Below are 21767 nucleotides of genomic sequence, written 5' to 3'. Positions count from 1 at the left end.
TCCGGCAATCGCACATGAGTTCCGCTCTTACTTCTCGACGTGCTTGCGGGTGACCGACAGCGACTCGACCTCTTCGTGGTCCAGCTCGCCGGCCGCGGCCTCGTTCACCACGCGGCTGCCGTCCGAAGCCAGGAAGCCCTGCTTGAACTTGTCGGTCGCGGCCTTGAACTGCTCGGCGGCCTCGCCCTCGAGCTTCTTGCCGCCCTCGATCGCCTTGAACGCGTCGGCGGCGCTGCGGTGCAGATCCTCCAGCAGTTCGACGTTGAAGCGGCGGACGTCGGCGACGGGCACCGAGTCGTAGTAGCCGGCGTCGACCAGGTAGATCGACACGATCTGGTCCTCGACCGAGACCGGGGCGTACTGGTCCTGCTTCAGCAGCTCGACCCAGCGGGCGCCGCGCTCCAGCTGCGCCAGCGAGGCGGCGTCCAGGTCGGAGGCGAAGGCGGAGAACGCCTCCAGCTCGCGGAACTGGGCCAGCTCCAGGCGCAGCGAACCGGCCACGCCCTTCATCCCCTTGGTCTGCGCGGCGCCACCGACACGGGAGACGGAGGTACCGACGTTGATCGCCGGACGCACACCCTTGTTGAACAGGTCGGACTCGAGGAAGACCTGGCCGTCGGTGATGGAGATGACGTTGGTCGGGATGAACGCCGAGACGTCACCGGCCTTGGTCTCGATGATCGGCAGACCGGTCATCGAGCCCGCGCCCATCTCGTCGGACAGCTTCGCGCAACGCTCCAGCAGACGCGAGTGCAGGTAGAAGACGTCACCCGGGTACGCCTCGCGGCCCGGCGGGCGGCGCAGCAGCAGCGAGATCGCGCGGTAGGCCTCGGCCTGCTTGGACAGGTCGTCGAACACGATCAGGACGTGCTTGCCCTGGTACATCCAGTGCTGGCCGATGGCCGAACCGGTGTAGGGCGCCAGCCACTTGAAGCCCGCGGAATCCGAGGCCGGGGCGGCGACGATGGTGGTGTACTCCATCGCGCCGTGCGCCTCGAGGGCGGACTTGACGCCCGCGATGGTCGAACCCTTCTGGCCGATGGCGACGTAGATGCAGCGCATCTGCTTGGTGGGATCGCCCGATTCCCAGTTCGCCTTCTGGTTCAGGATCGCGTCGATGCAGACCGCGGTCTTACCGGTCTTGCGGTCGCCGATGATCAGCTGGCGCTGTCCCCGGCCGATCGCGGTCAGGGCGTCGATGGCGGTGATGCCGGTGGCCATCGGCTCGCCGACCGGCTGGCGCTCCAGCACGGTCGCGGCCTGCAGCTCCAGGACGCGGCGGTCGTCGGACTCGATATCGCCCAGGCCGTCGATCGGCTGGCCGAGCGGGTTCACGACGCGGCCCAGGAACTTGTCGCCGACCGGCACCGAGAGCACGTCACCGGTGCGGCGGACCTGCTGGCCCTCCTCGATGGTGTCGAATTCACCCAGGATGACCGCGCCGATCTCGGTGTCCTCGAGGTTCAGCGCGACGCCCAGCACGCCGCCCGGGAATTCGAGCAGCTCGTTGGCCATCGCCGACGGCAGGCCACTGATGTGGGCGATACCGTCGCTGGTGTCGGTCACGACACCGATTTCCTCGATGGAGGTCTCGGGGGTGTAGCTCTGGGTGTAGCTCTCGATCGCGCTACGGATCTCATCGGAGGAGATCGTCAGCTCCGCCATGTTCTTCCTGCTCTCGCTGTGGTCTGGAATGTCGGGAGGGTTGCGGTCTCGGGTCGGTTACCCGAGGGACTGGCGCAAGCGCTGCAGTCGGCCGACGGCACTGCCGTCGATCACGTCGTCGCCGATGCGCACGACGACGCCGGCCAGCAAGGTCGGGTCGATCTGGACGTGCACCGTGACCGGCTTGTCGTAGATGCGCTGCAGCGAGGCAGCCAGATGCTCCCGCTGCTGCGGTGTCAGTTCGGTCGCGGCGCGCACGTGCGCGACGATCTGCTTGCGCAGCGACGCCGCCAGGTCGGACAGCTCGTCGAAGACGACGCCGACGTCACCGTGCGAGCGGCCGACCGCCTGCTCGGCCAGCTGCAGCGTGAGCTCCTCGACCTTGCCGGTGAGCAGCCGCCGGAGCAGCGCGTGCTTGTCCGCGGCGGTCTTGCCGCGGTCGGCCAGCGCCTGCTCCAGATCCGGGTTGTCCTCGACGATGCGGCCGAGCCGGAACAGCTCGTCCTCGACGGCGTCGATGCGACCGCGGTCGGCCGCCGCGCGCAGCAGCGACTCCCGACCGAGCAGCACCAGGGTGTCGACCAGATCCCGCGTGCGGGACCAGTCCTGGGCGACGGCCGTGGTCAGCACGGCCGTGGTGGCCGCGCTGATCTTGCCGCCGAAAACGCGTTCGGCCAGTTCGGCGCGCGCCGAACTCGAGACCGACTTGTCCGCGAGCGCCACACGCAGCGACCGCTGGTCGTCGAGTACGGCGACAACGGCGAACAGTTCGGAGCCCGTCGTGGCAGCGACCGAGTCGCTGCCGGTCAGAGCGGCCGAAAGAGCTTCCCGCGCACGGGAACTCGCCTCGCGGCTCGCTGCGTACATGCTTCCCACTTTCGGTTCGTTACCTTCCGACCCCGATGCCGGCGTTCTCGTCCAGCTCGGTGAGGAACCGGTCGATGGACGCCGCCTGCTTGGCCTCGTCCGACACCGACTGCCCGATGATCTTCTCGGCCAGGTCGACGGCGGTGTGGCCCAGTTCCGACCGCAGCTCGGTGGCGATCTGCTGGCGCTGCGCCTCCAGCTGGGCGTGGCCCGCGGCCACGATGCGGTCCGCTTCGGCCTGGGCCTCCGACCGCAGCTGAGCGAGGATCTGAGTGCCCTGGGTACGCGCCTCTTCGCGGATGCGCGCGGCCTCGAGCCGGGCCTCGGCCAGCTGCTGCTGGTACTGCTCCAGCGTCGCCTGCGCCTCGGCCTGTGCGGCCTCGGCCTTCGCGATACCGCCCTCGATCTTCTCCGAACGCTCGTCCAGCACCTTCGACAGTCGCGGGATCACGTACTTGTAGAACACGAACGCGATGACGGCGACGACGACGACCGACCAGACGATGTCGTACGGCTCGGGGAGCAGAGGGTTTTTGTCCTCTGCTTCCTCGGCGAGCAAATAGATCCCGTTCATGGCAATCAGAAGATGAAGCCGGCGACGAGACCGATCAGGGCCAGCGCCTCGGTGAACGCGATACCCAGGAACATGTTGGTCCGGATGGTGCCCTGCAGCTCGGGCTGGCGAGCGATGCCCTCGATCGCCTTACCGACGACGATGCCCACGCCGATGCCCGGGCCGATGGCGGCCAGACCGTAACCGATAGCGCCGTAGCCCTTCACCCTCTCGGAGGTCTGGGCGAGTTCGGCGGCCACGTAGGAGAGGCTCATGAGATTTTCTTTCCCTTTCTGTTGCCCACCCGCCGGGCGACGGGGTGGGTCAGTCCATGTGCGGTTGTGCGGTCAGTGCGAATCCGCGTGCTGCGCCAGGCCGATGTACACGGCGGTCAGCAGCGCGAATACGTAGGCCTGCAGGAAGATCACCAGCATCTCGAACAGCGTGAACGCGAATCCACCGGCCAGCGAGAACGGCGACAGGCCCTTCATCCACGCGGCGCCGTCGAACAGGAAGAACTGCGTCGCGGAGAAGAACAGCACCAGCATGACGTGTCCGGCCAGCATATTGGCCATGAGTCGGACCGTGAGCGTGAACGGGCGCAGGATGAAGGTCGAGATGAACTCGATCGGAATCAGCAGCACGTGCATCGCGATGGGCACGTCCGGCACCACGATGCTCGAGCGCATGTACTTCCAGAAGCCGTACTTCTTGATGCCGATCGCGTTGAACGCGACGTAGGCGATGACCGCCAGCACCAGCGGCATGCCGATGCGCGCGTTCGACGAGATGTTCAAGAAGGGGATGATGCTGGAGAAGTTCAGGAACAGCACCGTGAAGAAGATCGTCGCGATCAGCGGGAAATACTTCTTGCCGGTTTCCTTACCGAGCACCTCGTCGCAGATCTGCTCCTTGACGAAGAGCAGGCCGTACTCGGCCACGTTCTGCAGACCGCGGGGAACGATCTTGGGACTGCGGAATGCGAGCAACATCACCGCAATCAAGATCGCCGCCATCACGATGCGGATGAGCATCAAACGGTCGAGCTCGAATGGCGTCCCCTCGAACAGCACAGCTGGAGGGAAGAAATCTGACAGCGAAGGCGCGTGGAACTCGCCCGCCAAAGTGGTGACGCTCAGCGTTCTCTCCCGTGTTCGGGCCGCGGGCCGTATTTCCACCCGCGGTTCGATCGGACATTGACGATCTGGTGGTCGACTCAGGTCGGCTCGAAGTTCGTCAGCAGCTGCGCGGGGTCACCCGCCGTGGCGTCTGTACGTCGGCGACATCGTCGACGGTGCAGAGCCGAACCCCCTCAGGTCCGGCACGGCTGTAAGCATAACCGCAGTGGTCCGATCGTAGTGATCGCCCCTTGCTCGGCTGCCTACGGTAAAGAGTTTACCAAGCTATCTACGACAACGTGTAGGGGGTCCGCTCAAACATTTGAATGATCTTGATTCTTACGATCTCCCGGGGTCTCGACCACCGGAACTCGTTGCCGCAGCAGGCCGTAGGTCTCGGCGCCCAGCACGATCAGCAGCGCACCCACGACGGTCAGGAACAATGTCATCGGGCTATAGAAATCGAACTGCTTGAGCACCGCGACGACGACCATCACGATCAGCAGTTTGCCCACCCAGCTGGCGAGCATGACCATGCCCTGCACGCCGGAATCCAATTTCGCGCTGAACAGCACGAGCGCCGCGGTGGTGAGAATGAAGAAGCCGCCGATGGCCGAGCCGATCAGCGCGCCCCACAGGCCCGGCAGCCCGGCGGCGATCGATCCCACCACGGCGGAGAGCACCACCAGCGCGATCAGGCCGGCGATGCCGTAGCGCAGCGCCGCCCGCAGCGGGGCGTCGGGATGGTACTCGGATGCCGTGCTCACGCGGGTCACTCTACCTATTCGGTCTTCGCCTCCGGGCCGCGCGGTACCCGCCGCCGCAGCCCGACCGCCTCGCGCAGCGACGGCACCGCCGTCACCACCAGCGCGAACACCAGCCCGGCCGCGAACAGCAGCACGACCACGCGGCGGTCCATGAGCGAGGTACCCACCGCGCCGAAGGCCAGCACCCCGACCCACAGGTAGATCGTCAGCACGACCCGGCGCTGCGAATGCCCGATCTGCAGCAGCCGGTGGTGCAGATGCATCTTGTCCGGAGTGGAGAAGCTGACACCGGCGCGCACCCGGCGCACGATCGCGAGCACCAGATCCAGGACCGGAATGAACATCACCGCGCCCACCAGCAACAGCGGCGACAACAGGCCGACGATGTCGCGCGGGCCGTATCCGGTGAGCGGAATCCGCCCGGACGCGCCCGTGGAGATCGCCGCCAGCATCAAGCCGATCAGCATCGAGCCCGAGTCGCCCATGAAGATGCGGGCCGGCTGGAAATTGTGTGGCAGGAATCCCAGGCAGGCGCCGGCGAGCGCGGCCGCGAGCAGCGCCGGCGGGTAGGTGCTGACGTCACCGCCCTGCGCGTACAGCAGGCCGATCGAGAAGACGAACACCGCCCCGGCGCAGATCAGGCCCAGTCCGGCGGCCAGCCCGTCCATCCCGTCGACGAAGTTCATCGCGTTGATCATGGTGACCGTGATGACGACCGTCGCCAGGCCGCCGGTCAGCGTGTCCAGCACGACGGTGGTCTGGTTGAACGGGTTGTAGATCACCACCCAGCTCAGCCCGATCACCGCCATCACGCCGGCCGCGGTGATCTGGCCGACGAATTTGGTGAGCGCGTCCAGGCCCCATCGGTCGTCGACGATGCCGACCAGCACGATCAGCGTCCCGGCCACCAGCACCGCCGGGATATCCGGCACGAAGTCGAAACCCCTTCGCAGCGCGGGCAATTGGTGCGCGAACAGCACCGCCGCCAGCACCCCGACATACATGCCGACACCGCCCATGCGCGGCGTCGGCTTCACGTGCACATCACGTTCACGGGGCACCGCGACCGCGCCGAAGGCGATCGCGAGCACCCGGATTCCACCGGTGGACAGCAGCGTCACCACCGCCGATACGAGAAGTACCAGCAACAGCTCGCGCAGCGGTACCACCGCGCCCTGACTGAAACCCATCTACCAGGCCGTCACCGCGTGGTTTCGGGCGTCAGCTGATCCGGCGAGAGGCCCAGCACCTCGGCCACCTGCGCCGCGGACACGGCCCCTTCGCGCAGGATGCGCGGGGTATCCGCGGTGAGATCGATGATGGTGGACGGGACGCTGTGCTCGGCCTTGCCGCCGTCCAGGTACACCCCGACCAGATCGCCCAGCTGCTCGCGCGCCTCGGCCGCGGTGGTGGCGGGCGGCTGCCCGGAGACATTGGCGCTGGACACCGCCATCGGGCCCACCTCGCGCAGCAATTCCAGCGCGACCGGGTGCAGCGGCATCCGCAGCATCACCGTCCCGCGCGCATCGCCGAGATCCCAGGCCAGCGAGGGCGCCTGCTGCACGACCAGGCTCAGCCCGCCCGGCCAGAACGCCCGGATCAGATCGCGGGCCTGCGACTGCACCGAGAACACCAGACCGTCGATGGTGTTCCAGGAACCGACCAGGACCGGCACCGGCATATCCCGGCCGCGCCGCTTGGCGGACAGCAGGGAGCCCACGGCGGCCGAATCGAACGCGTCGGCGGCGAGGCCGTACACGGTATCGGTCGGGATGACGGCCAGTCGCCCCGATTTCAGGGTCGTTCGTGCGGCGGTCAGCCCGGCGGCCCGAGAGTCGGGATCGGAGCAGTCGTAGACGGTACTCACGGCGCAGAGTCTATTGAACGTGTCTCACCCCACGTCCCCCGGCGGGGTAACTCCACCCACAAACCCTCACGGCCAGCATGGATTCCCCCCGCCTACAGCCGCGTCCGCCACCACCCTTTGCGTGAAGGGTGGTGCTTGCGAGTGGGAGTGCGGAGGCAGATTTCCGCCAGCGGTGGTTCGGGGGCGCGGCGAGAGTGGTTGCCATGACAACTTCAGCTGTGGCGGTGCTCGAGGGGATGTATCGGGCGGAGGCGGAGTATCTCGCGGCGGGTGGGCCGGGGCGGGCGTCGTTCGCCACACTCGCGCCGTACTTCGCGCCGGATGTGGTGCTGTATCAGGCGGACGCGCTGCCGTACGGCGGAATCTGGCGTGGTCATGCGGGTCTGGAGCAGTTCTTCCGGGCGATGAGCGGGGTGTGGGAGCGGTTCGACCTGGCCGAGCAGACGTATCTCAGCGAGGTCAGCCCGCTGGTCGTCCATACCCGGGTGCGGGCCCGCGCCCGCGCGACGGGCCTCGAACTCGTCGTCCCGATCCTTCAGACGATCACCGTCGCGGAGGGGCGTATCGCGGAGGTGCGCCCGTTCTACTGGGATACCGCCGCAGTCGCCGACGCATGCCGGATAGTCGTGGAGCCGGGCGCGCGGGCCGGGCAGCGTGGGTGAGGCAGCCGCCGGTGGTTGCACGTGGGCCGGACATCGCAGCGGGAGTGCGTACCGGGCACGACGGCTAGGAGTGTGACCCGCTCACGCGGCGGACGGCGACGAAACGGGGTTTGCCCGCCAGGTCCGGGTGCTCGACCACCGCGGTGAAACCGCCGTGGGCGGTGAAGAGGGCCGCGGTGGCGGAGCCGTTGGTGTCGTCGTGTTCGACGGCCGCCACCCCGTCGGCGCGGAGCAGGCGGGCGATGGTGCCGATCATCGGGCGGATGACGTCCAGGCCGTCGTCCCCGGCGAACAGCGCGAGGTGCGGATCGTGGTCGTGGACCTCGGGATCCAGCCGGGCCGAGGCGGGAATGTAGGGCGGGTTGGCGACCACCACGTCGACGCGGCCGTTCAGATCGGACAGGATCGCCGCGTCGGTGACATCACCGGCGCGCAGCGCGATGGGGGTATCGCCGTCGGCCGCGCGCACAGCGGCATTGTGCCGGGTCCAATGCAGCGCGTCCCGATCGAGTTCGACCGCGTGCACCTCGGCGTCGGGGCGGGCGTGCGCGATCGCCAGCGCCAGCGCGCCCGACCCGGTACACAGGTCGACCACGATCGGCGGGTGCTCGTGCCCCGCGGCCTCCAGCTGAGCCAGCGCCCAGGCGAACAGCAGCTCGGTCTCCGGTCGCGGCACGAACACCCCGGGCCCGACCGCCAGATCGATCTCCCCCATCGCCGCGGAACCCGTGAGATGTTGCAGCGGAACCCTTTCCGCCCGCCGCGCCACGAGCTTGCGGAACTCCTCCACCTGTTCGGGCGTCACCATCGGGATCAGCACCAGCCGCGACCGTTCCACCTCCAGCACGTGCGCCGCCAGATACTCGGCATCGACCCGGGCGCTGTGTACCCCCGCGGATCGCAGCGTCTCTTCGGCGGCAACCAGCACGGGACGCAACGGCACACGACTCACACCGTCCACCTTGCCCGACTCACCGCCCTCGCGGGGACCGGTCACTCGGCGGCGAGACGGGCCGCGCGGTCCGCTTCGCCCAATGCGTCGAGGAGTGCGTCCATATCGCCGTCCAGCACCGAATCCAAATTGTGGGCCTTGAAACCGATGCGGTGGTCGGTGATCCGGTTCTCCGGGAAGTTGTAGGTGCGAATCCGTTCGGACCTGTCGACCGTGCGGATCTGACTGGCCCGGCCCGCGGCGGCCTCGGCATCGGCCTGCTCCTCGGCCAGCGCCTGCAACCGCGCGGACAGCACCTGCATGGCGCGAATCTTGTTCTGCAACTGCGACCGCTCGTTCTGGCAGGTCACGACGATCCCGGTGGGCAGATGCGTGATCCGGACCGCGGAGTCGGTGGTGTTGACGCCCTGGCCGCCCTTGCCGGAGGACCGGTAGACGTCCACGCGCAGATCCGATTCGTCGATCTGCACCTGCTCGACCTCGTCCGGCTCGGGATAGATGAGGACACCGGCGGCCGAGGTGTGGATGCGGCCCTGCGATTCGGTGACCGGGACGCGCTGCACCCGGTGCACGCCGCCCTCGAACTTCAGCCGCGACCACACGCCGTCGCGGCTGGGCTCGCGGCTCTTCACGGAGAGCGTCGCCTCCTTGTAGCCGCCGAGATCGGAGATGTTGGCGTCGAGCACCTCGACCTTCCAGCCGTGCCGCTCGGCGTAGCGGATGTACATCCGGGCCAGGTCGGAGGCGAACAGGGCCGATTCCTCGCCGCCCTCACCGGATTTCACCTCGAGCACCACGTCGTCGGAGTCGTGCGGATCACGCGGCGCGAGCAGGTCGGTCAGCGCCTCCTCCAGCTCCTGCACCTGCTGTTCCAGGCCGGGCACCTCGGCGGCGAACGACGAATCGTCGGCGGCCAGTTCGCGAGCGGCGGACAGGTCGTCGCGCGCGCTCTGCAACCGGCTGTAGGTGGACATGATCGGAGCGAGTTCCGCGAACCGTTTGCCGACGCGACGGGCCTCGCCCGGGTTGTTGTGCAGCGCCGGATCGGCGAGCTGCGTCTCCAGCCCGGCGTGCTCGGCCAGGATGTCGTCGATCGCGGACGGGGCCGTCTTGTTGTCGGCCATCGCGGAGGCTCCTTGAACAGAGGTGAGAAGCGAGGGGGTCCCGAAACACACCAACGCCCGGCCTGCGGGGCAGGACGGGCGTCGGCGGGGCAGCTAGCTGGCGTCGGCCTTCTTGGCGCGCTTGCCGTAGCGGGCCTCGAAGCGGGCGACGCGGCCGCCGGTGTCCAGGATCTTCTGCTTGCCCGTGTAGAACGGGTGGCACTGCGAGCAGACCTCGACGTTGATGTGGCCCGACTCCTTGGTGCTGCGAGTCTGGAAAGTATTGCCGCAACCACAGACGACCGTGGTGTCGACGTAGTTCGGGTGGATTCCTGCCCTCATGGGTGTCCTTTCGATGTGGTCGCCGGGTCGCCCTCGCAGATCGAGGACGTGAACCGGAACCGACTAGGCGGGATGGTCTGCCTTCTACCAGCAGACGCACCAGCGGTCCAGTATGCCAGAACCGCTGACACGCACTCAAAACACACCCCGGGGCGGCTTTGTTCCCGCCCTGCCCCCAGGTCCTCTCCCCCTGAAACTTCGGGCACGCGTATCGGCAGCATCCGGGCGACGCTGAAGACGAGTAGCTCACTACTCAAGAATGTGAACACCGTTGTTCATAGAGTATCGCCAGGTGAGAACCGTGCGATCGCGTGAAAGGACAGCAGTGAAACTCCACGCCGCTCGGGGGGCGACGGGGTCGAGGTCCCCCTCATCCGGGGCATCGAATGTGAGATACCGGACACGCCGCGCGCTGCCGGGGGGTACGCGCGCGGCTCATATCGCCGCCGGCGCGGTCCTGGCCGTGCTGGCGCTGACAGCCGGAATCGGCTGGCTGCTGGCGCCCGGGGACGAGGCCACGCCGATGGCCTCGTCCCCGGCCGGGCAGCCGCAACTCGAATTCACCGCCACGGTCGTATCGACAGGGGGCATCACGACGGCGACCGGATTCATCATCGTGGTGCTGATCATCGGGGCGGGGTTGATCGGGCGATACTTCTTCGGCCCGAAAACGCCACGGCGGCCTCGCCGAAGCGAGGCCGCCGTCAGCCCATCCATTCTTCCGGCACGCTTTCGGCCGGAATCCCCCGTCGAGATCCCGGCCGAAAGCGCGCCGGGAAATACGGGGATCGAGGGTCAGTCCTCCAACTGACCCGGGGCGGTCTTGGAGACCGTCATCAGGAACTCGAGGTTGTTCTTGGTCTTCTTCAGCCGATCGATCAGCAGATCGATCGCCTGGTGCGAGTCCAGACCGGACAGCACCCGGCGCAGCTTGTGGATGACCGCGGCCTCGTCCGGGTTCATCAGCAGGTCGTCGCGACGGGTACCGGACGGGTTGACGTCCACCGCCGGGAAGACGCGCCGCTCGGCGATCTTGCGATCCAGCTTCAGCTCGGCGTTGCCGGTGCCCTTGAACTCCTCGAAGATCACCGTGTCACCGGTCGAACCGGTCTCCACCATGGCGGTGGCGATGATCGTCAGCGAGCCGCCGTTCTCGATATTGCGCGCCGCGCCCAGAAACCGCTTGGGCGGGTAGAGCGCGGTCGAGTCGATACCACCGGAGAGGATGCGGCCCGACGCCGGCGAGGAGTTGTTGTACGCACGGCCCAGACGCGTGATCGAGTCGAGCAGTACGACCACGTCCTGCCCCATCTCCACCAGGCGCTTGGCGCGCTCGATGGCGAGTTCGGCGACCGAGGTGTGGTCCCCCGGCGGACGGTCGAAGGTGGAGGCGATCACCTCGCCGCGCACGGTGCGCTGCATATCGGTGACCTCTTCCGGGCGCTCGTCGACCAGCACCACCATGAGGTAGACCTCGGGGTTGTTGACCGCGATCGCATTCGCGATGTCCTGCATGATCGTGGTCTTACCGGCCTTCGGCGGGGACACGATCAACGCGCGCTGGCCCTTGCCGATCGGCATGATCAGGTCGATCACGCGCGTGGTCAGCTTGTTGGGCTGGGTTTCCAGCCGCAGCCGCTGATTGGGGTACAGCGGGGTGAGCTTGCTGAAATCCGGGCGGCGCTTGGCGCTGTCGATATCCGAGCCGTTGACGGTGTCGAGCCGCACCAGCGGATCGAACTTCTGCCGCTGGTTGCTCGAATCGCCCTCGCGAGGCGCGCGCACCGCGCCGGTGATGGCGTCACCGCGGCGCAGGCCGTTCTTGCGGACCAGGTTCATCGACACGTACACGTCGTTCGGGCCGGCCAGGTAGCCGGAGGTGCGCACGAACGCGTAGTTGTCGAGCACGTCGAGAATGCCGGCGACCGGCTGCAGGACGTCGTCCTCGCGGATCTCGACGTCACGGCTCTCGCCGCCGCCACCGCCGCTGCCCTCGCGGTCACGCCCGCGCCGCCGCTCGCGGAACCGGCGGCCCCGCCGGCCGCGGCCCGACTCGTCGTCGTCGTCGTTGTTGCGGTTGTTGCGGTCGTTGCCGCGATCGCCGCGGTTGCCGTTCTGGTTCTGCCCGCCCGACTGCTGGTTGCGGTCGCGACGGCGATCGCCGCCCTCCTGCTCCGGCTTCGCCTCGCCGCCCTCGCTCTTCGCGTCGGACTTGTTCTCGCTCTTGTTCTCGGAGCCCTTGCTGTCGGAGCCCTTGGCCTCGGACTTGTTCTCCGCCTTGGCTTCTCCCTCGGCGTTGGCCCCGCCGGCGCGCTGCTCGCGGCCCCGGCGCTGCCGGCCCCGGCCACGCTGGCCGCCCTCGCGGCCGCCGTCCTCGCCCTGCTCCGCCGGGTTCTGCGCCTCGGCGGGCTTGTCGGCGCCGACGCCATCGAGCGTCTGCTGCTCGGCCCGCGGCGCGGTGGCCTTGGGCTCGGACTTGGGGGCGGAATCGCTCTTCTTGCCGGAATCGGCCTTGGCGGCCGACTCGGCCTTCGTCGCGCCGGACGCTCCGCCGGTCGACGGCGCGTCGGTCTTCGCCTCGCCCGCGGCGTCGGCGGTCTTCGTCTCGCCGCGGCCGCGAGCGGACTTCGCCGGCGCGGAAGACTGATTTTCCTTGATAGCGGCGATCAAATCGCCCTTACGCATCCCGGATGTGCCTCGGATACCGAGCTCTCCGGCAAGCGCACGCAACTGCGGCAACAACATTCCAGTCAGCCCCGATCGTGCGACGTCAGTTTGTTCGCTCATCTTCGAAATCTGTCCGGAGTCACTTTCGCGGTCCGAGGTGCGCACATCGGTTTCCACCCCGGGTGTCGCGAGCAGGTCCGTATCTGTCACGGAGATCCTTTCCTTCCCTCGAGTGCCGTGTGCTTATTCGAGGGTTTCGTCCCGAAGTCCGGTCATTGCGCCGAACTCGGATGCCGTATCGCCTGCCCCGCCGGACCGGCGGCCATCAACCACCTGGTCACAGCCACCGGTTCACAAAGGTGGGAGTGATCATTCCAGTTGCTATCCCCAACGTCCGAGACTCGGGTCCCGAGCCTGAGCAAGGAGCCTGCTGGAGCGATTGCCCTGATGAAGCACCGGCGTCTGACGCGCACGATGTACGGACTCGCTCAGGATAGCTCTCACTGTTCACCTCAGCAAGGCAGGCGCGCCGTCAATCCACCCGCACGCCGTCGGAGATGGCCGGGCGGACCACCCGAAGACCATCGGCCACGGCACGTTCGGCCAGTTCAGCAGGGAAATCTCCGGTTCCGAGAGCCAGGACGGTCGGCCCCGCTCCCGAGACCGTGGCGGCGATTCCGGCCGCGCGCAGCCGATCGATCCACGCCGTCGTCAGGGGCAGCGCGGACGAGCGGTACCCCTGATGCAGCCGGTCGGCCGTCGCGGGTATCAGCAGGTCGGGACGCTGCGTCAAGGCGACTACCGCCAACGCCGCCCGGCTCGCGTTGAACGCCGCGTCGCCGTGCGGCACCACCTCGGGGAGCAAGCCGCGCGTGTGCGCGGTCGAGGAACGCTCCTCGGGGACGAGCACCGTCGCGCGCAGCGCGGGGTGCGGATCCAGCCGCACCGCACGGTATCTGCGCCGCTGGTGCTCAAGTACGCCATTGGCGGCCTGCGCCACCGCCGGGTCCTCGGCCTCGGTCCAGGACACCACGATGCCGCCCAGCACGCTCGCCGCGGCATTGTCGGGATGCCCCTCGAATTCCGAAGCCAGCTGCACCAATTCGGCATCGTCGCAGGACAGCTCCGGATCGAACTCCGCCGCCAGGCCCCGCCCCGCGGCCAAACCACCCACCACCGCCGACGCGGAGGACCCCAACCCTCTGGAATGCGGAATCACGTTGCGGCACACAACATCCAGGCCGTCGGCCCAGACGCCCGCCGATTCCAGCCCCCTTTCGATCGCACGCACCACGAGATGTGAAGGGCCCCAAGGCACGTCGTCGGCGCCCTCGCCCTCCACCCGGATGGTAAGCCCGGAATCGGTCGTACGCACGACTATCTCGTCATAAAGCCCCAGAGCGATACCGAGCGAATCGAAACCCGGGCCCAGATTCGCGCTCGACGCGGGGACCCGTGCCGTCACCGTGATACCGGCCGGCAGGGCCCTCGTCATCACCTGGCCTTCGCGCGAACTCAACTCAGGCCAGCTCGAGCTCGTGGGCCACCGCGACCGGATCGACCGGAATCGCCTGGACCTCCGGCATACCCGACAGCGCGGTATCCGGATCCTTGAGCCCGTTACCGGTCACCGTGCACACCACGGTCAGCCCGGCGTCCAGCCAGCCCTCCTCGCGCGCGGCCAGCAGACCGGCCACGCTCGCGGCGGAGGCGGGTTCGACGAAGACGCCCTCGGTGCTCGCGACCAGCCGGTACGCGGCCAGGATGGCCTCGTCGGTGGCGGCCCGGAAGGCGCCGTCCGACTCCTCCTTCGCCCGCACCGCGCTGTTCCACGACGCCGGGGCGCCGATCCGAATGGCGGTGGCGATGGTCTCCGGATTCTTCACCGGGGCGCCCGCGACCAGCGGGGCCGCGCCGGCCGCCTGCACGCCGAGCATGCGCGGGCGGCCCGACGTGATGCCGTCGGCGTGGTATTCGCTGTAGCCCTTCCAGTACGCGGTGATGTTGCCCGCGTTGCCCACCGGGAGCGCGTGCACGTCGGGGGCCCGGCCGAGGGCGTCGCAGATCTCGAACGCCGCGGTCTTCTGACCCTCGATGCGCGCCGGGTTCACCGAGTTCACCAGGCCGACCTGCGGGAACTCCGAGGTCACCTTGCGGGCCAGCTCCAGGCAGTCGTCGAAGTTGCCCTCGACCTGAATGATCTTCGCGCCCAGCATGACCGCCTGCGCCAGCTTGCCCATCGCGATCTTGCCCTGCGGGATCAGCACCGCGCAGTCCATGCCCGCGCGGGTGGCGTAGGCGGCGGCCGAGGCCGAGGTGTTGCCCGTCGACGCGCACAGCACCGCCTGCTGACCGCGCGCCTTGGCGTCGGTCATGGCCATGGTCATCCCGCGGTCCTTGAACGAACCCGTCGGGTTCAGGCCCTCGACCTTGAGATAAACCTCACAGCCGGTGAGCTGCGACAAGTGGTGCGCGGGCACCAGCGGGGTCCCGCCCTCGAACAGCGTGACCGGCTCCCAGTCCGCGCCGACCGCCAGCCGATCGCGATACGCGGCGATCAGCCCCGGCCACGGAGTGTGCACAGCTGCGCGCTGCACTCCTGTACTCATTCCTCGGTGCCTTCCAATCTCAGGACACTGGTCACGGACGTGACGGACTCTCTTTCGGCGAGCGCTGCCACCGTATCGGCCAGCGCGGACTCCGGCGCGTGGTGGGTCACCACAACGAGCCGGGCCCCTTCGTCGTGCCCCTCCTGGCGGACCGTCGAGATGCTGACGCCGTGCTCGGCGAATTCGCCGGCCACCGCTTGCAGAACCCCGGTGCGATCGGCGACCTTCAGGTTCACGTGATAGCGGGTGGGTGTGTCACCGATCGGCGCGATCGGCAGCTCAGCATAAACCGATTCGCCCGGCGCGCGACCGCCGAAGAACTTGTTGCGCGCCGCCATCACCAGGTCGCCCATCACCGCGGACGCGGTCGGGGCGCCGCCGGCGCCCTGGCCGTAGAACATCAGGCGACCGGCGTTCTCGGCCTCGACCACCACGGCGTTGAACGCGCCCGTGACCGAGGACAGCGGATGCTTGCGCGGGATCAGGGCCGGGTAGACGCGCACCGAGATGCGGTCCTTGCCGCCCTCCTCGGGCGGCAGTTCGCCGGGGACGCGCTCGCAGATCGCCAGCAGCTTCACCGTGCAGCCGACGGCCGCGGCGGTCTCCAGGTCCTCGCCGGTGATGCGGGCGATGCCCTCGCGGTAGACGTCGGCGGCGGTGACGCGGGTGTGGAAGGCCAGCGAGGCGAGGATGGCGGCCTTGGCGGCGGCGTCGTAGCCCTCCACGTCGGCGGTCGGATCGGCCTCGGCGTACCCCAGGCGGGTCGCCTCCTGCAGCGTCTCGTCGTAGTCGGCGCCGGTCTCGTCCATCGCCGAGAGGATGAAATTCGTTGTGCCGTTGACGATTCCGACCACGCGGTTGACCCGGTCGCCGGACAGCGACTGGATCAGCGGGCGCACCACGGGGATCGCGCCCGCGACCGCGGCCTCGAAGTACAGGTCGGCGCGGCTGCGCTCGGCGGCGCCGGCCAGCTCGCCCGTGTAGTCGGCCAGCAGCGCCTTGTTGGCGGTGATCACCGACTTGCCGCCGTTGAGCGCGGCCAGGATCAGCTTGCGGGCCGGATCGATACCGCCCATGACCTCGACCACCAGGTCCACGTCGTCGCGGGCGACCAGGGCCTCGGCGTCGGTGGTCAGCAGCTCGTCCGGGATACCGCGGTCGACGCCCAGCCGGCGCACCGCGACACCGCGCAGCACCACCGGGGCGCCCGCCCGCGACCGCAGGTCGTCGGCATGCTCGCGGAGGATCCGCACCACCTCGGTACCGACATTGCCCATCCCGAGGACCGCGACCCCGATCGGATGATCGGTCCCGAAATGCGGTCTACCAAGCGCCTCGCTCATGCCTCCACCTCCAAACTCAACAGATCACCCACCGTCTCGCGGCGCAGAATCAGCCGCGCCTGCCCGTCGCGCACGGCGACCACGGCCGGGCGGGTCAGCATGTTGTAGCGACTGGACATCGAGTAGCAGTACGCGCCGGTGGCCGCGACGGCGACCAGGTCGCCCGGACCGACGTCCGCGGGGATCCAGGTGTCGCGAATGACGATATCGCCACTCTCGCAATGCTTTCCGACGACGCGGGCGACCACCGGGGCGGCCTCGCTGGACCGCGAGACCAGCCGGCAGTCGTAGTCGGCCTGATACAGCGCGGGGCGGATGTTGTCGCTCATGCCGCCGTCGACGCTCACGTAGCGGCGGCGGGCGCCGGCGTCCAGGGTCACGTCCTTGGTGGTGCCGACCTCGTAGAGGGTCACGGTGCCGGGACCGGCGATGGCCCGGCCGGGCTCCACGGCGATCTCCGGCGTGGCCAGACCGATCTGGGCGGCCTCGGTGGCCACCAGGTCGCGCACCTTGTCGGCGAAGTCGTCCAGCGGCGGCGGATCATCGCTCGGCAGATACGAAATACCCAGTCCGCCACCGAGATCCAGCGTGTGGATCTGCTCGGTGCGCTCGACGCCGTACTTGTCGATCGCGTCGCGCAGCAGCCGCAGCATGCGCCGGGCGGAGATCTCGAACCCGTCGATCTCGAAGATCTGCGAGCCGATATGGCTGTGCAGGCCGACCAGGCGCAGATTGTCCGCCTCGAAGACGCGGGTCAGCGCCTCCATGGCATCGCCGCCGGCGATGGAGAAACCGAACTTCTGATCCTCGTGCGCGGTCGAGATGTATTCGTGCGTATGGGCTTCCACGCCGACGGTGACCCGCACCAGCACGTCCTGCACCACGCCCGCGCGGCCCGCCACGTCCTCCAGCCGGTCGATCTCGACCAGCGAGTCGACGACGACGTGACCGACGCCCGCGGTCACCGCCTCCCGCAGCTCGGCGACGGATTTGTTGTTGCCGTGCAACGCGATTCGCCCGGCCGGGAAACCGGCGTGCAGCGCCACCGCCAGCTCGCCGCCGGAGCAGACGTCGAGATACAGCCCCTCGTCGCGGACCCAGCGCGCGACCTCACCGCACAGGAATGCCTTGGAGGCGTAGTGGATTCGCGCGTTGTCACCGAAGGCGCGCACCATATCGCGGCAGCGGGAGCGGAAGTCGGCCTCGTCCACCACGAACAGCGGCGTGCCGTACTCGGCCGCCAGCTCCGTGACCGGCACGCCCGCCAGCCGCACCACGCCGTCGGCGTCGCGCGAGGCATTGCGCGGCCACACGTTCGCGGGCAGTTCGATCAGCTCCGACGGCTTCGCGGGCCGCTCCGGGAGATTCGGGGCGTGCGGGATCTCGGCATGCCGGGGACCGGCGGGATGCGCGCTCACGATAGTTCCTTCCTTGCCGCGCGGCGGGTCGGTGCGGAGGCGAACACCCGGGCGCTCACATGCGCTCCGGTGCCGAAACGCCCAGCAACCGCAGGCCGTTGGCGAGCACCTGACGGGTGGCCTTGACCAACTCCAGGCGGGCGGCGTGGCGCGGCGTGACGGGCTCGTCGCCCTTGGGCAGCACGCGCATGTCGTCGTCGGACTGGAAGGGGTGGTACACCCCCGCCAGCTCGTCCAGGTAGCGCACGACCCGGTGCGGTTCGCGCATCTCGGCGGCCGTGGCCACGACGCGCGGGTACTCGCCGAGGGTGCGGATCAGCTCACCCTCCCGGTCCGAGGTCATCGAGCCGAGATCCGGTGTGACCGAATCGAATCCGAGCGCCGCGGAGTTCTCGATGATGCGGCAGGTGCGCGCGTGCGCGTACTGCACGTAGTAGACCGGGTTCTCGCTGCTCTGCGTCGTCCACAGGCTCAGGTCGATATCGATGCTCGAATTCACCGACGACCGCACCAGCGAGTACCGGGCGGCGTCCACGCCGATCGCCTCGACCAGGTCGTCGAGCGTGATGACGGTGCCGGCGCGCTTCGACATCCGCACGGCCACACCGTCTTTCACCAGATTCACCATCTGGCCGATGAGCACCTCGACGGTGTCGGGATCGTCGCCGAACGCGGCGGCCGCGGCCTTCAGCCGGCCGATGTAGCCGTGGTGGTCGGCGCCGAGCATGTAGATGCACAGGTCGAAGCCGCGCGCCCGCTTGTTGTGGAAGTAGGCGATGTCACCGGCGATGTAGGCGGCGTTGCCGTCGCTCTTGATGACGACGCGGTCCTTGTCGTCGCCGTATTCGGTGGAGGCGATCCACCAGGCGCCGTCCTTCTCGTAGAGCTTGCCGGAAGCCTTCAGCTCCTCGACGGCCTGGTCGACCGCTCCGGACGCGAACAGCGAACTCTCGTTGAAGTAGACGTCGAAATCGGTGCCGAAGTCGTGCAGGGTCTGCTTGATGTGCGCGAACATCAGCTCGACGCCCTCGCGGCGGAACAGCTCGTGCCGCTGCGACTCGGGCAGACCGAGGGCGTCGGGGTGATCGGCGACGATGCTCGCGGCGATCTCGCCGATGTAGTCGCCCGCGTAGCCGTCCTCGGGCGTCGGCGCGCCGGTGGCCGCGGCGACCAGCGAATTGGCGAACCGGTCGATCTGCGCGCCGTTGTCGTTGAAGTAGTACTCGCGGGTGACGTCGGCGCCCTGCGCGGCCAGGATGCGACCCAGCGCGTCGCCGACCGCGGCCCAGCGGGTACCGCCCAGATGGACCGGACCGGTCGGGTTGGCGGAGACGAACTCCAGATTGATCTTCCGGCCGGACAGGGCCTCGGCGGTGCCGTACCGCTCGCCCGCGGCGAGGATCTGCTCGACGATCGCGCCCTGCGCGGCCGCCGCGAGCCGGATGTTCAGGAATCCGGGACCCGCGACCTCGGCGACATCGATTCCGTCGGTGGCCGACAGCGCCTCTGCCAGCAGCGTCGCCAGTTCGCGCGGATTCATCCCCGCCTTCTTGGCCACCTGCATGGCCACATTCGTGGCATAGTCACCGTGTTCCGGATTGCGGGGTCGCTCCACCTTGACCTCGTCGGGCAGGATCGCGGGGTCCGATCCACGTTCGACGAGCACCTTCGCCGCGGATGCGCGAAGGAGGTCTGCAAGGTCAGCTGGAGTCACGAGTCTCTATCCTATGGTCCGAGCAGGTGTGAGGCGCCAGCGGGCACCTGGCGGGTACCGCACCGGAGATGGTCCGACATATCGAAGAGAGCACAACACCGATGCCGAACACCAGCGAGAAATCGGCCAAGGCGATTCGAGCGGCCGCGAAGTCCTCGTCCGCCCGCACAGGCGGCCACGGGGGAAAGCAACCCGCCAAGCGGCAGATTCCGTGGCTGACCATCGGCGCCGTCGCCGTCATCGTCGCGCTGATCGGAGCCCTCGCGATCTACCTGGTCCCCAAATACCAGGAGAAGGCCGACGCGGAGAAGTTCACGCCGACCGCCGAGAAGAAGGATCCATCCACCGAGATCTCGGGCGTGGTCAAGAAGGACTACCCCGCCGGCCTGCACGTGCGGCCCACGCAGCGGGTGGCCTACGAGCAGGCCCCGCCGATGGGCGGCCCGCACGACGCCTCCTGGGCCAATTGCACCGGCGTGGTCTACCCGAAGGCGATCCGGACCGAGAACGCCGTGCACTCGCTCGAACACGGCGCCATCTGGATCGCCTACAACCCCGACCGGGTGGACGCCGAGTCGATCGACACGCTGAAGCGCAAGGTCGAGGGCAAGCCCGCCATGCTGATGTCGCCCTATCCGGGCCTGGATTCGCCGATCGCGCTACAGGCGTGGGGCCACCAGCTCAAGCTCGACAGCGCCGACGACAAGCGCGTCAACGAGTTCATCACCGCGCTGCATCTCAACCAGTACACCTACCCCGAGGTCGGCGCGGACTGCGCGAACCCGACCTTCGACACCCAGAACCCCCCGCCCTTCGACCCCGCTCCCCCGGGCCCCGACGCGGTCCCGATCGACGGCAAGGGCCTCACCCCCGACGTCAGCGAGATGGGCGGCGGCCTGGGTGGCCTGGGCGGCGGTATGCCCGGCGGTATCCCGGGTCTGCCCGGAATGCCGGGGGTTCCCGGTGGCCTGCCGGGCCAGTCGATCCCCGGCGGTCTCGGCCCAGCCGTGCCCGGCGGCGCAGGCCAATCCCTCCCCGGCGCTCCGGCCCAATCACTCCCCGGCGCTCCAGCCCAATCACTCCCCGGCGGCGCTCTTCCGCCGGGGCAAGGCTGATGCCCGCCACCGACAGCCCCCTCCGCCGCCAGCGCCCCGCACTCGTCGTGCTGGCGGCGGTGGGCATCCTGCTGGCCGGGTTCGCCTTGGGCCTCATCGCCCGGATTCCGTTGCAGGACAAGACCGAGGCCGCAGCCAATACCGTCGACGTCGGTTTCTGCCAGGACATGTCGGTGCACCACGGGCAGGCCGTGCAGATGGCCGGGCTCGAGCTGTCCGGCGGCACCGACCCCGACGTGAAACGGCTGGCCTACGACATCCTCACGACCCAGGGCAACCAGGCCGGCCGCATGCAGGGCTGGCTGCAACTATGGGGAAAGCCGACGGTCGCCGTCGACGGCTACATGTCCTGGATGACCGAATCCACCGCGGGCCACGACCACGGCATGCAGCACGGTTCGACCGGCCCGGTCTCCTCGATGCCCGGCATGGCGACCCAGCAGGACATGGAGCAGCTGCGCCAGGCGACGGGCCCCGCCCTCGACACCCTGTTCCTCCAGCTCATGCTCCGCCACCACCAGGGCGGAATCCCGATGATCGACTACGCCGACGCGCACGCCGACACAGACGCCGTCCGCTCCCTCGCCACCAGCATGAGCAAAACCCAACAGGGCGAAATCCAGCTCATGACCCAAATGCTCGCCGCCCGCAACACCGCCCCTCTTCCCCTCGGCTGACACCCCGCTCACCCCTGCTTTTTGGCGCGCGAGCCCGGATGCGATACGCTTTCCCAGCCCGATCGGACGATGTGACGAGCGGGTCCACCCCGCCCTCGTAGCTCAGGGGATAGAGCGTCTGCCTCCGGAGCAGAAGGCCGCAGGTTCGAATCCTGCCGAGGGCACCCTAAGCCACCTACCAACTGCTGGTAGGTGGCTTTGTACAACGGAGAGTCAGCTCGGATGGAGTACCCCTGAGTGACCGTCATTCGCCGCGTTTTGCCGACGCCTATCGCACGTATGTCGCACAACTCCCCGGAGAAGCCAAAGGACCGGCTCGCGCTGGCGG

General features: G+C 68.5%; 21 protein-coding genes and 1 tRNA gene. 5 read left to right on the top strand and 17 right to left on the bottom strand.

Translation table 11 applies throughout. The annotated features are described in order from the left end of the window. Positions 1-27 precede the first annotated feature (27 nt). The 8 genes from atpA to ON41_RS07860 all read right to left on the bottom strand — a co-directional run bounded on the left by atpA (position 28) and on the right by ON41_RS07860 (position 6837). Positions 28-1665, bottom strand: coding sequence for a F0F1 ATP synthase subunit alpha (gene atpA, locus ON41_RS07895; RefSeq protein ID WP_040746455.1), 1638 nt, complete (start codon positions 1663-1665; stop codon positions 28-30). Positions 1666-1722: 57 nt separating this feature from the next. Further along, positions 1723-2532 (bottom strand): F0F1 ATP synthase subunit delta, encoded by an 810-nt coding sequence (locus ON41_RS07890; RefSeq protein WP_040746453.1) that lies wholly within the window; start codon positions 2530-2532, stop codon positions 1723-1725. A gap of 19 nt (positions 2533-2551) precedes the next feature. Further along, positions 2552-3106, bottom strand: coding sequence for a F0F1 ATP synthase subunit B (locus tag ON41_RS07885; protein ID WP_040746452.1), 555 nt, complete (start codon positions 3104-3106; stop codon positions 2552-2554). A gap of 5 nt (positions 3107-3111) precedes the next feature. Continuing rightward, on the bottom strand, positions 3112-3360 hold the full coding sequence (locus tag ON41_RS07880) for an ATP synthase F0 subunit C (protein ID WP_040746450.1): 249 nt from the start codon (positions 3358-3360) through the stop codon (positions 3112-3114). A 72-nt stretch (positions 3361-3432) separates the two neighbouring features. Next, positions 3433-4257, bottom strand: coding sequence for a F0F1 ATP synthase subunit A (atpB, locus tag ON41_RS07875; protein WP_174411307.1), 825 nt, complete (start codon positions 4255-4257; stop codon positions 3433-3435). A gap of 260 nt (positions 4258-4517) precedes the next feature. Further along, positions 4518-4970 (bottom strand): Cg1360 family ATP-synthase-associated protein, encoded by a 453-nt coding sequence (locus ON41_RS07870; RefSeq protein WP_051161095.1) that lies wholly within the window; start codon positions 4968-4970, stop codon positions 4518-4520. 14 nt (positions 4971-4984) lie between these two features. Beyond that, complete coding sequence (locus ON41_RS07865; protein ID WP_040746444.1) at positions 4985-6160, bottom strand: MraY family glycosyltransferase; 1176 nt, start codon at positions 6158-6160, stop codon at positions 4985-4987. A gap of 11 nt (positions 6161-6171) precedes the next feature. Next, the gene (locus tag ON41_RS07860; RefSeq protein WP_040746442.1) at positions 6172-6837 is read right to left on the bottom strand and encodes an L-threonylcarbamoyladenylate synthase; all 666 of its coding nucleotides are present in this window, start codon (positions 6835-6837) and stop codon (positions 6172-6174) included. Positions 6838-7040: 203 nt separating this feature from the next. On the opposite strand from ON41_RS07860, the gene ON41_RS07855 reads away from it, so the two are divergent. Beyond that, positions 7041-7499 (top strand): nuclear transport factor 2 family protein, encoded by a 459-nt coding sequence (locus ON41_RS07855; RefSeq protein ID WP_218003378.1) that lies wholly within the window; start codon positions 7041-7043, stop codon positions 7497-7499. Between the two features lie 64 nt (positions 7500-7563). On the opposite strand, the gene prmC is transcribed toward ON41_RS07855, so the two are convergent. The 3 genes from prmC to rpmE form a co-directional block, all read right to left on the bottom strand. Beyond that, positions 7564-8451, bottom strand: a complete 888-nt coding sequence (gene prmC, locus ON41_RS07850) for a peptide chain release factor N(5)-glutamine methyltransferase (protein WP_040746500.1) — start codon at positions 8449-8451, stop codon at positions 7564-7566. Positions 8452-8492: 41 nt separating this feature from the next. Further along, positions 8493-9575 (bottom strand): peptide chain release factor 1, encoded by a 1083-nt coding sequence (gene prfA / locus ON41_RS07845; protein WP_040746441.1) that lies wholly within the window; start codon positions 9573-9575, stop codon positions 8493-8495. A 93-nt stretch (positions 9576-9668) separates the two neighbouring features. Then, positions 9669-9896, bottom strand: a complete 228-nt coding sequence (rpmE, locus tag ON41_RS07840) for a 50S ribosomal protein L31 (protein WP_040746439.1) — start codon at positions 9894-9896, stop codon at positions 9669-9671. 388 nt (positions 9897-10284) lie between these two features. Between rpmE and ON41_RS07835 the strand changes: the two genes are divergently transcribed. After that, positions 10285-10707, top strand: coding sequence for a hypothetical protein (locus ON41_RS07835; protein WP_040746437.1), 423 nt, complete (start codon positions 10285-10287; stop codon positions 10705-10707). Here ON41_RS07835 and rho read toward each other — a convergent pair. The 6 genes from rho to argS all read right to left on the bottom strand — a co-directional run bounded on the left by rho (position 10692) and on the right by argS (position 19647). Next, complete coding sequence (gene rho, locus ON41_RS07830) at positions 10692-12773, bottom strand: transcription termination factor Rho (protein ID WP_040746435.1); 2082 nt, start codon at positions 12771-12773, stop codon at positions 10692-10694. The genes ON41_RS07835 and rho overlap by 16 nt on opposite strands. A 322-nt stretch (positions 12774-13095) precedes the next feature. Continuing rightward, positions 13096-14058, bottom strand: coding sequence for a homoserine kinase (gene thrB / locus ON41_RS07825; RefSeq protein ID WP_040746499.1), 963 nt, complete (start codon positions 14056-14058; stop codon positions 13096-13098). A gap of 25 nt (positions 14059-14083) precedes the next feature. Then, positions 14084-15172: a threonine synthase gene (gene thrC, locus ON41_RS07820; protein WP_040746433.1), complete on the bottom strand. Its 1089-nt coding sequence runs from the start codon at positions 15170-15172 to the stop codon at positions 14084-14086. Continuing rightward, positions 15169-16515 carry a homoserine dehydrogenase gene (locus ON41_RS07815; protein ID WP_051161093.1) on the bottom strand — a complete coding sequence of 449 codons (1347 nt, stop codon included), beginning with the start codon at positions 16513-16515 and terminating at the stop codon, positions 15169-15171. Before ON41_RS07815 ends, thrC begins: the two co-directional genes overlap by 4 nt. After that, positions 16512-17933, bottom strand: coding sequence for a diaminopimelate decarboxylase (gene lysA / locus ON41_RS07810; RefSeq protein ID WP_040746432.1), 1422 nt, complete (start codon positions 17931-17933; stop codon positions 16512-16514). Before lysA ends, ON41_RS07815 begins: the two co-directional genes overlap by 4 nt. A gap of 55 nt (positions 17934-17988) precedes the next feature. Next, positions 17989-19647 (bottom strand): arginine--tRNA ligase, encoded by a 1659-nt coding sequence (gene argS / locus ON41_RS07805; RefSeq protein ID WP_040746431.1) that lies wholly within the window; start codon positions 19645-19647, stop codon positions 17989-17991. A 101-nt stretch (positions 19648-19748) separates the two neighbouring features. On the opposite strand from argS, the gene ON41_RS07800 reads away from it, so the two are divergent. The 3 genes from ON41_RS07800 (at position 19749) to ON41_RS07790 (ending at position 21603) form a co-directional block, all read left to right on the top strand. Beyond that, on the top strand, positions 19749-20762 hold the full coding sequence (locus ON41_RS07800; RefSeq protein ID WP_051161092.1) for a thioredoxin-like domain-containing protein: 1014 nt from the start codon (positions 19749-19751) through the stop codon (positions 20760-20762). Then, entirely contained in the window at positions 20762-21439 is a 678-nt protein-coding gene (locus ON41_RS07795; protein ID WP_040746430.1) for a DUF305 domain-containing protein, read from the top strand. Before ON41_RS07800 ends, ON41_RS07795 begins: the two co-directional genes overlap by 1 nt. Positions 21440-21530: 91 nt before the next feature. After that, positions 21531-21603, top strand: a tRNA-Arg gene (locus tag ON41_RS07790). Positions 21604-21767: the final 164 nt, after the last annotated feature.

Origin of the sequence: Nocardia transvalensis NBRC 15921 (assembly GCF_000308875.1) — a bacterium.
Taxonomy (GTDB): Bacteria; Actinomycetota; Actinomycetes; order Mycobacteriales; family Mycobacteriaceae; genus Nocardia; species Nocardia transvalensis.
The sequence above is the reverse complement of the archived record's forward strand: the minus strand, read 5'-3'. Positions and strand labels throughout refer to the sequence as shown.

Bases quoted from the DNA above. Each gene is read 5' to 3' on its own strand.
- ON41_RS07855 (WP_218003378.1), top strand. From the start codon at position 7,041: ATGACAACTTCAGCTGTGGCGGTGCTCGAGGGGATGTATCGGGCGGAG.
- ON41_RS07795 (WP_040746430.1), top strand. From the start codon at position 20,762: ATGCCCGCCACCGACAGCCCCCTCCGCCGCCAGCGCCCCGCACTCGTC.
- ON41_RS07890 (WP_040746453.1), bottom strand. From the start codon at position 2,532: ATGTACGCAGCGAGCCGCGAGGCGAGTTCCCGTGCGCGGGAAGCTCTT.
- ON41_RS07865 (WP_040746444.1), bottom strand. From the start codon at position 6,160: ATGGGTTTCAGTCAGGGCGCGGTGGTACCGCTGCGCGAGCTGTTGCTG.
- thrB (WP_040746499.1), bottom strand. From the start codon at position 14,058: ATGACGAGGGCCCTGCCGGCCGGTATCACGGTGACGGCACGGGTCCCC.
- ON41_RS07800 (WP_051161092.1), top strand. From the start codon at position 19,749: ATGCCGAACACCAGCGAGAAATCGGCCAAGGCGATTCGAGCGGCCGCG.
- rpmE (WP_040746439.1), bottom strand. From the start codon at position 9,896: ATGAGGGCAGGAATCCACCCGAACTACGTCGACACCACGGTCGTCTGT.
- prfA (WP_040746441.1), bottom strand. From the start codon at position 9,575: ATGGCCGACAACAAGACGGCCCCGTCCGCGATCGACGACATCCTGGCC.
- ON41_RS07885 (WP_040746452.1), bottom strand. From the start codon at position 3,106: ATGAACGGGATCTATTTGCTCGCCGAGGAAGCAGAGGACAAAAACCCT.
- ON41_RS07815 (WP_051161093.1), bottom strand. From the start codon at position 16,515: ATGAGCGAGGCGCTTGGTAGACCGCATTTCGGGACCGATCATCCGATC.
- thrC (WP_040746433.1), bottom strand. From the start codon at position 15,172: ATGAGTACAGGAGTGCAGCGCGCAGCTGTGCACACTCCGTGGCCGGGG.
- atpA (WP_040746455.1), bottom strand. From the start codon at position 1,665: ATGGCGGAGCTGACGATCTCCTCCGATGAGATCCGTAGCGCGATCGAG.
- ON41_RS07880 (WP_040746450.1), bottom strand. From the start codon at position 3,360: ATGAGCCTCTCCTACGTGGCCGCCGAACTCGCCCAGACCTCCGAGAGG.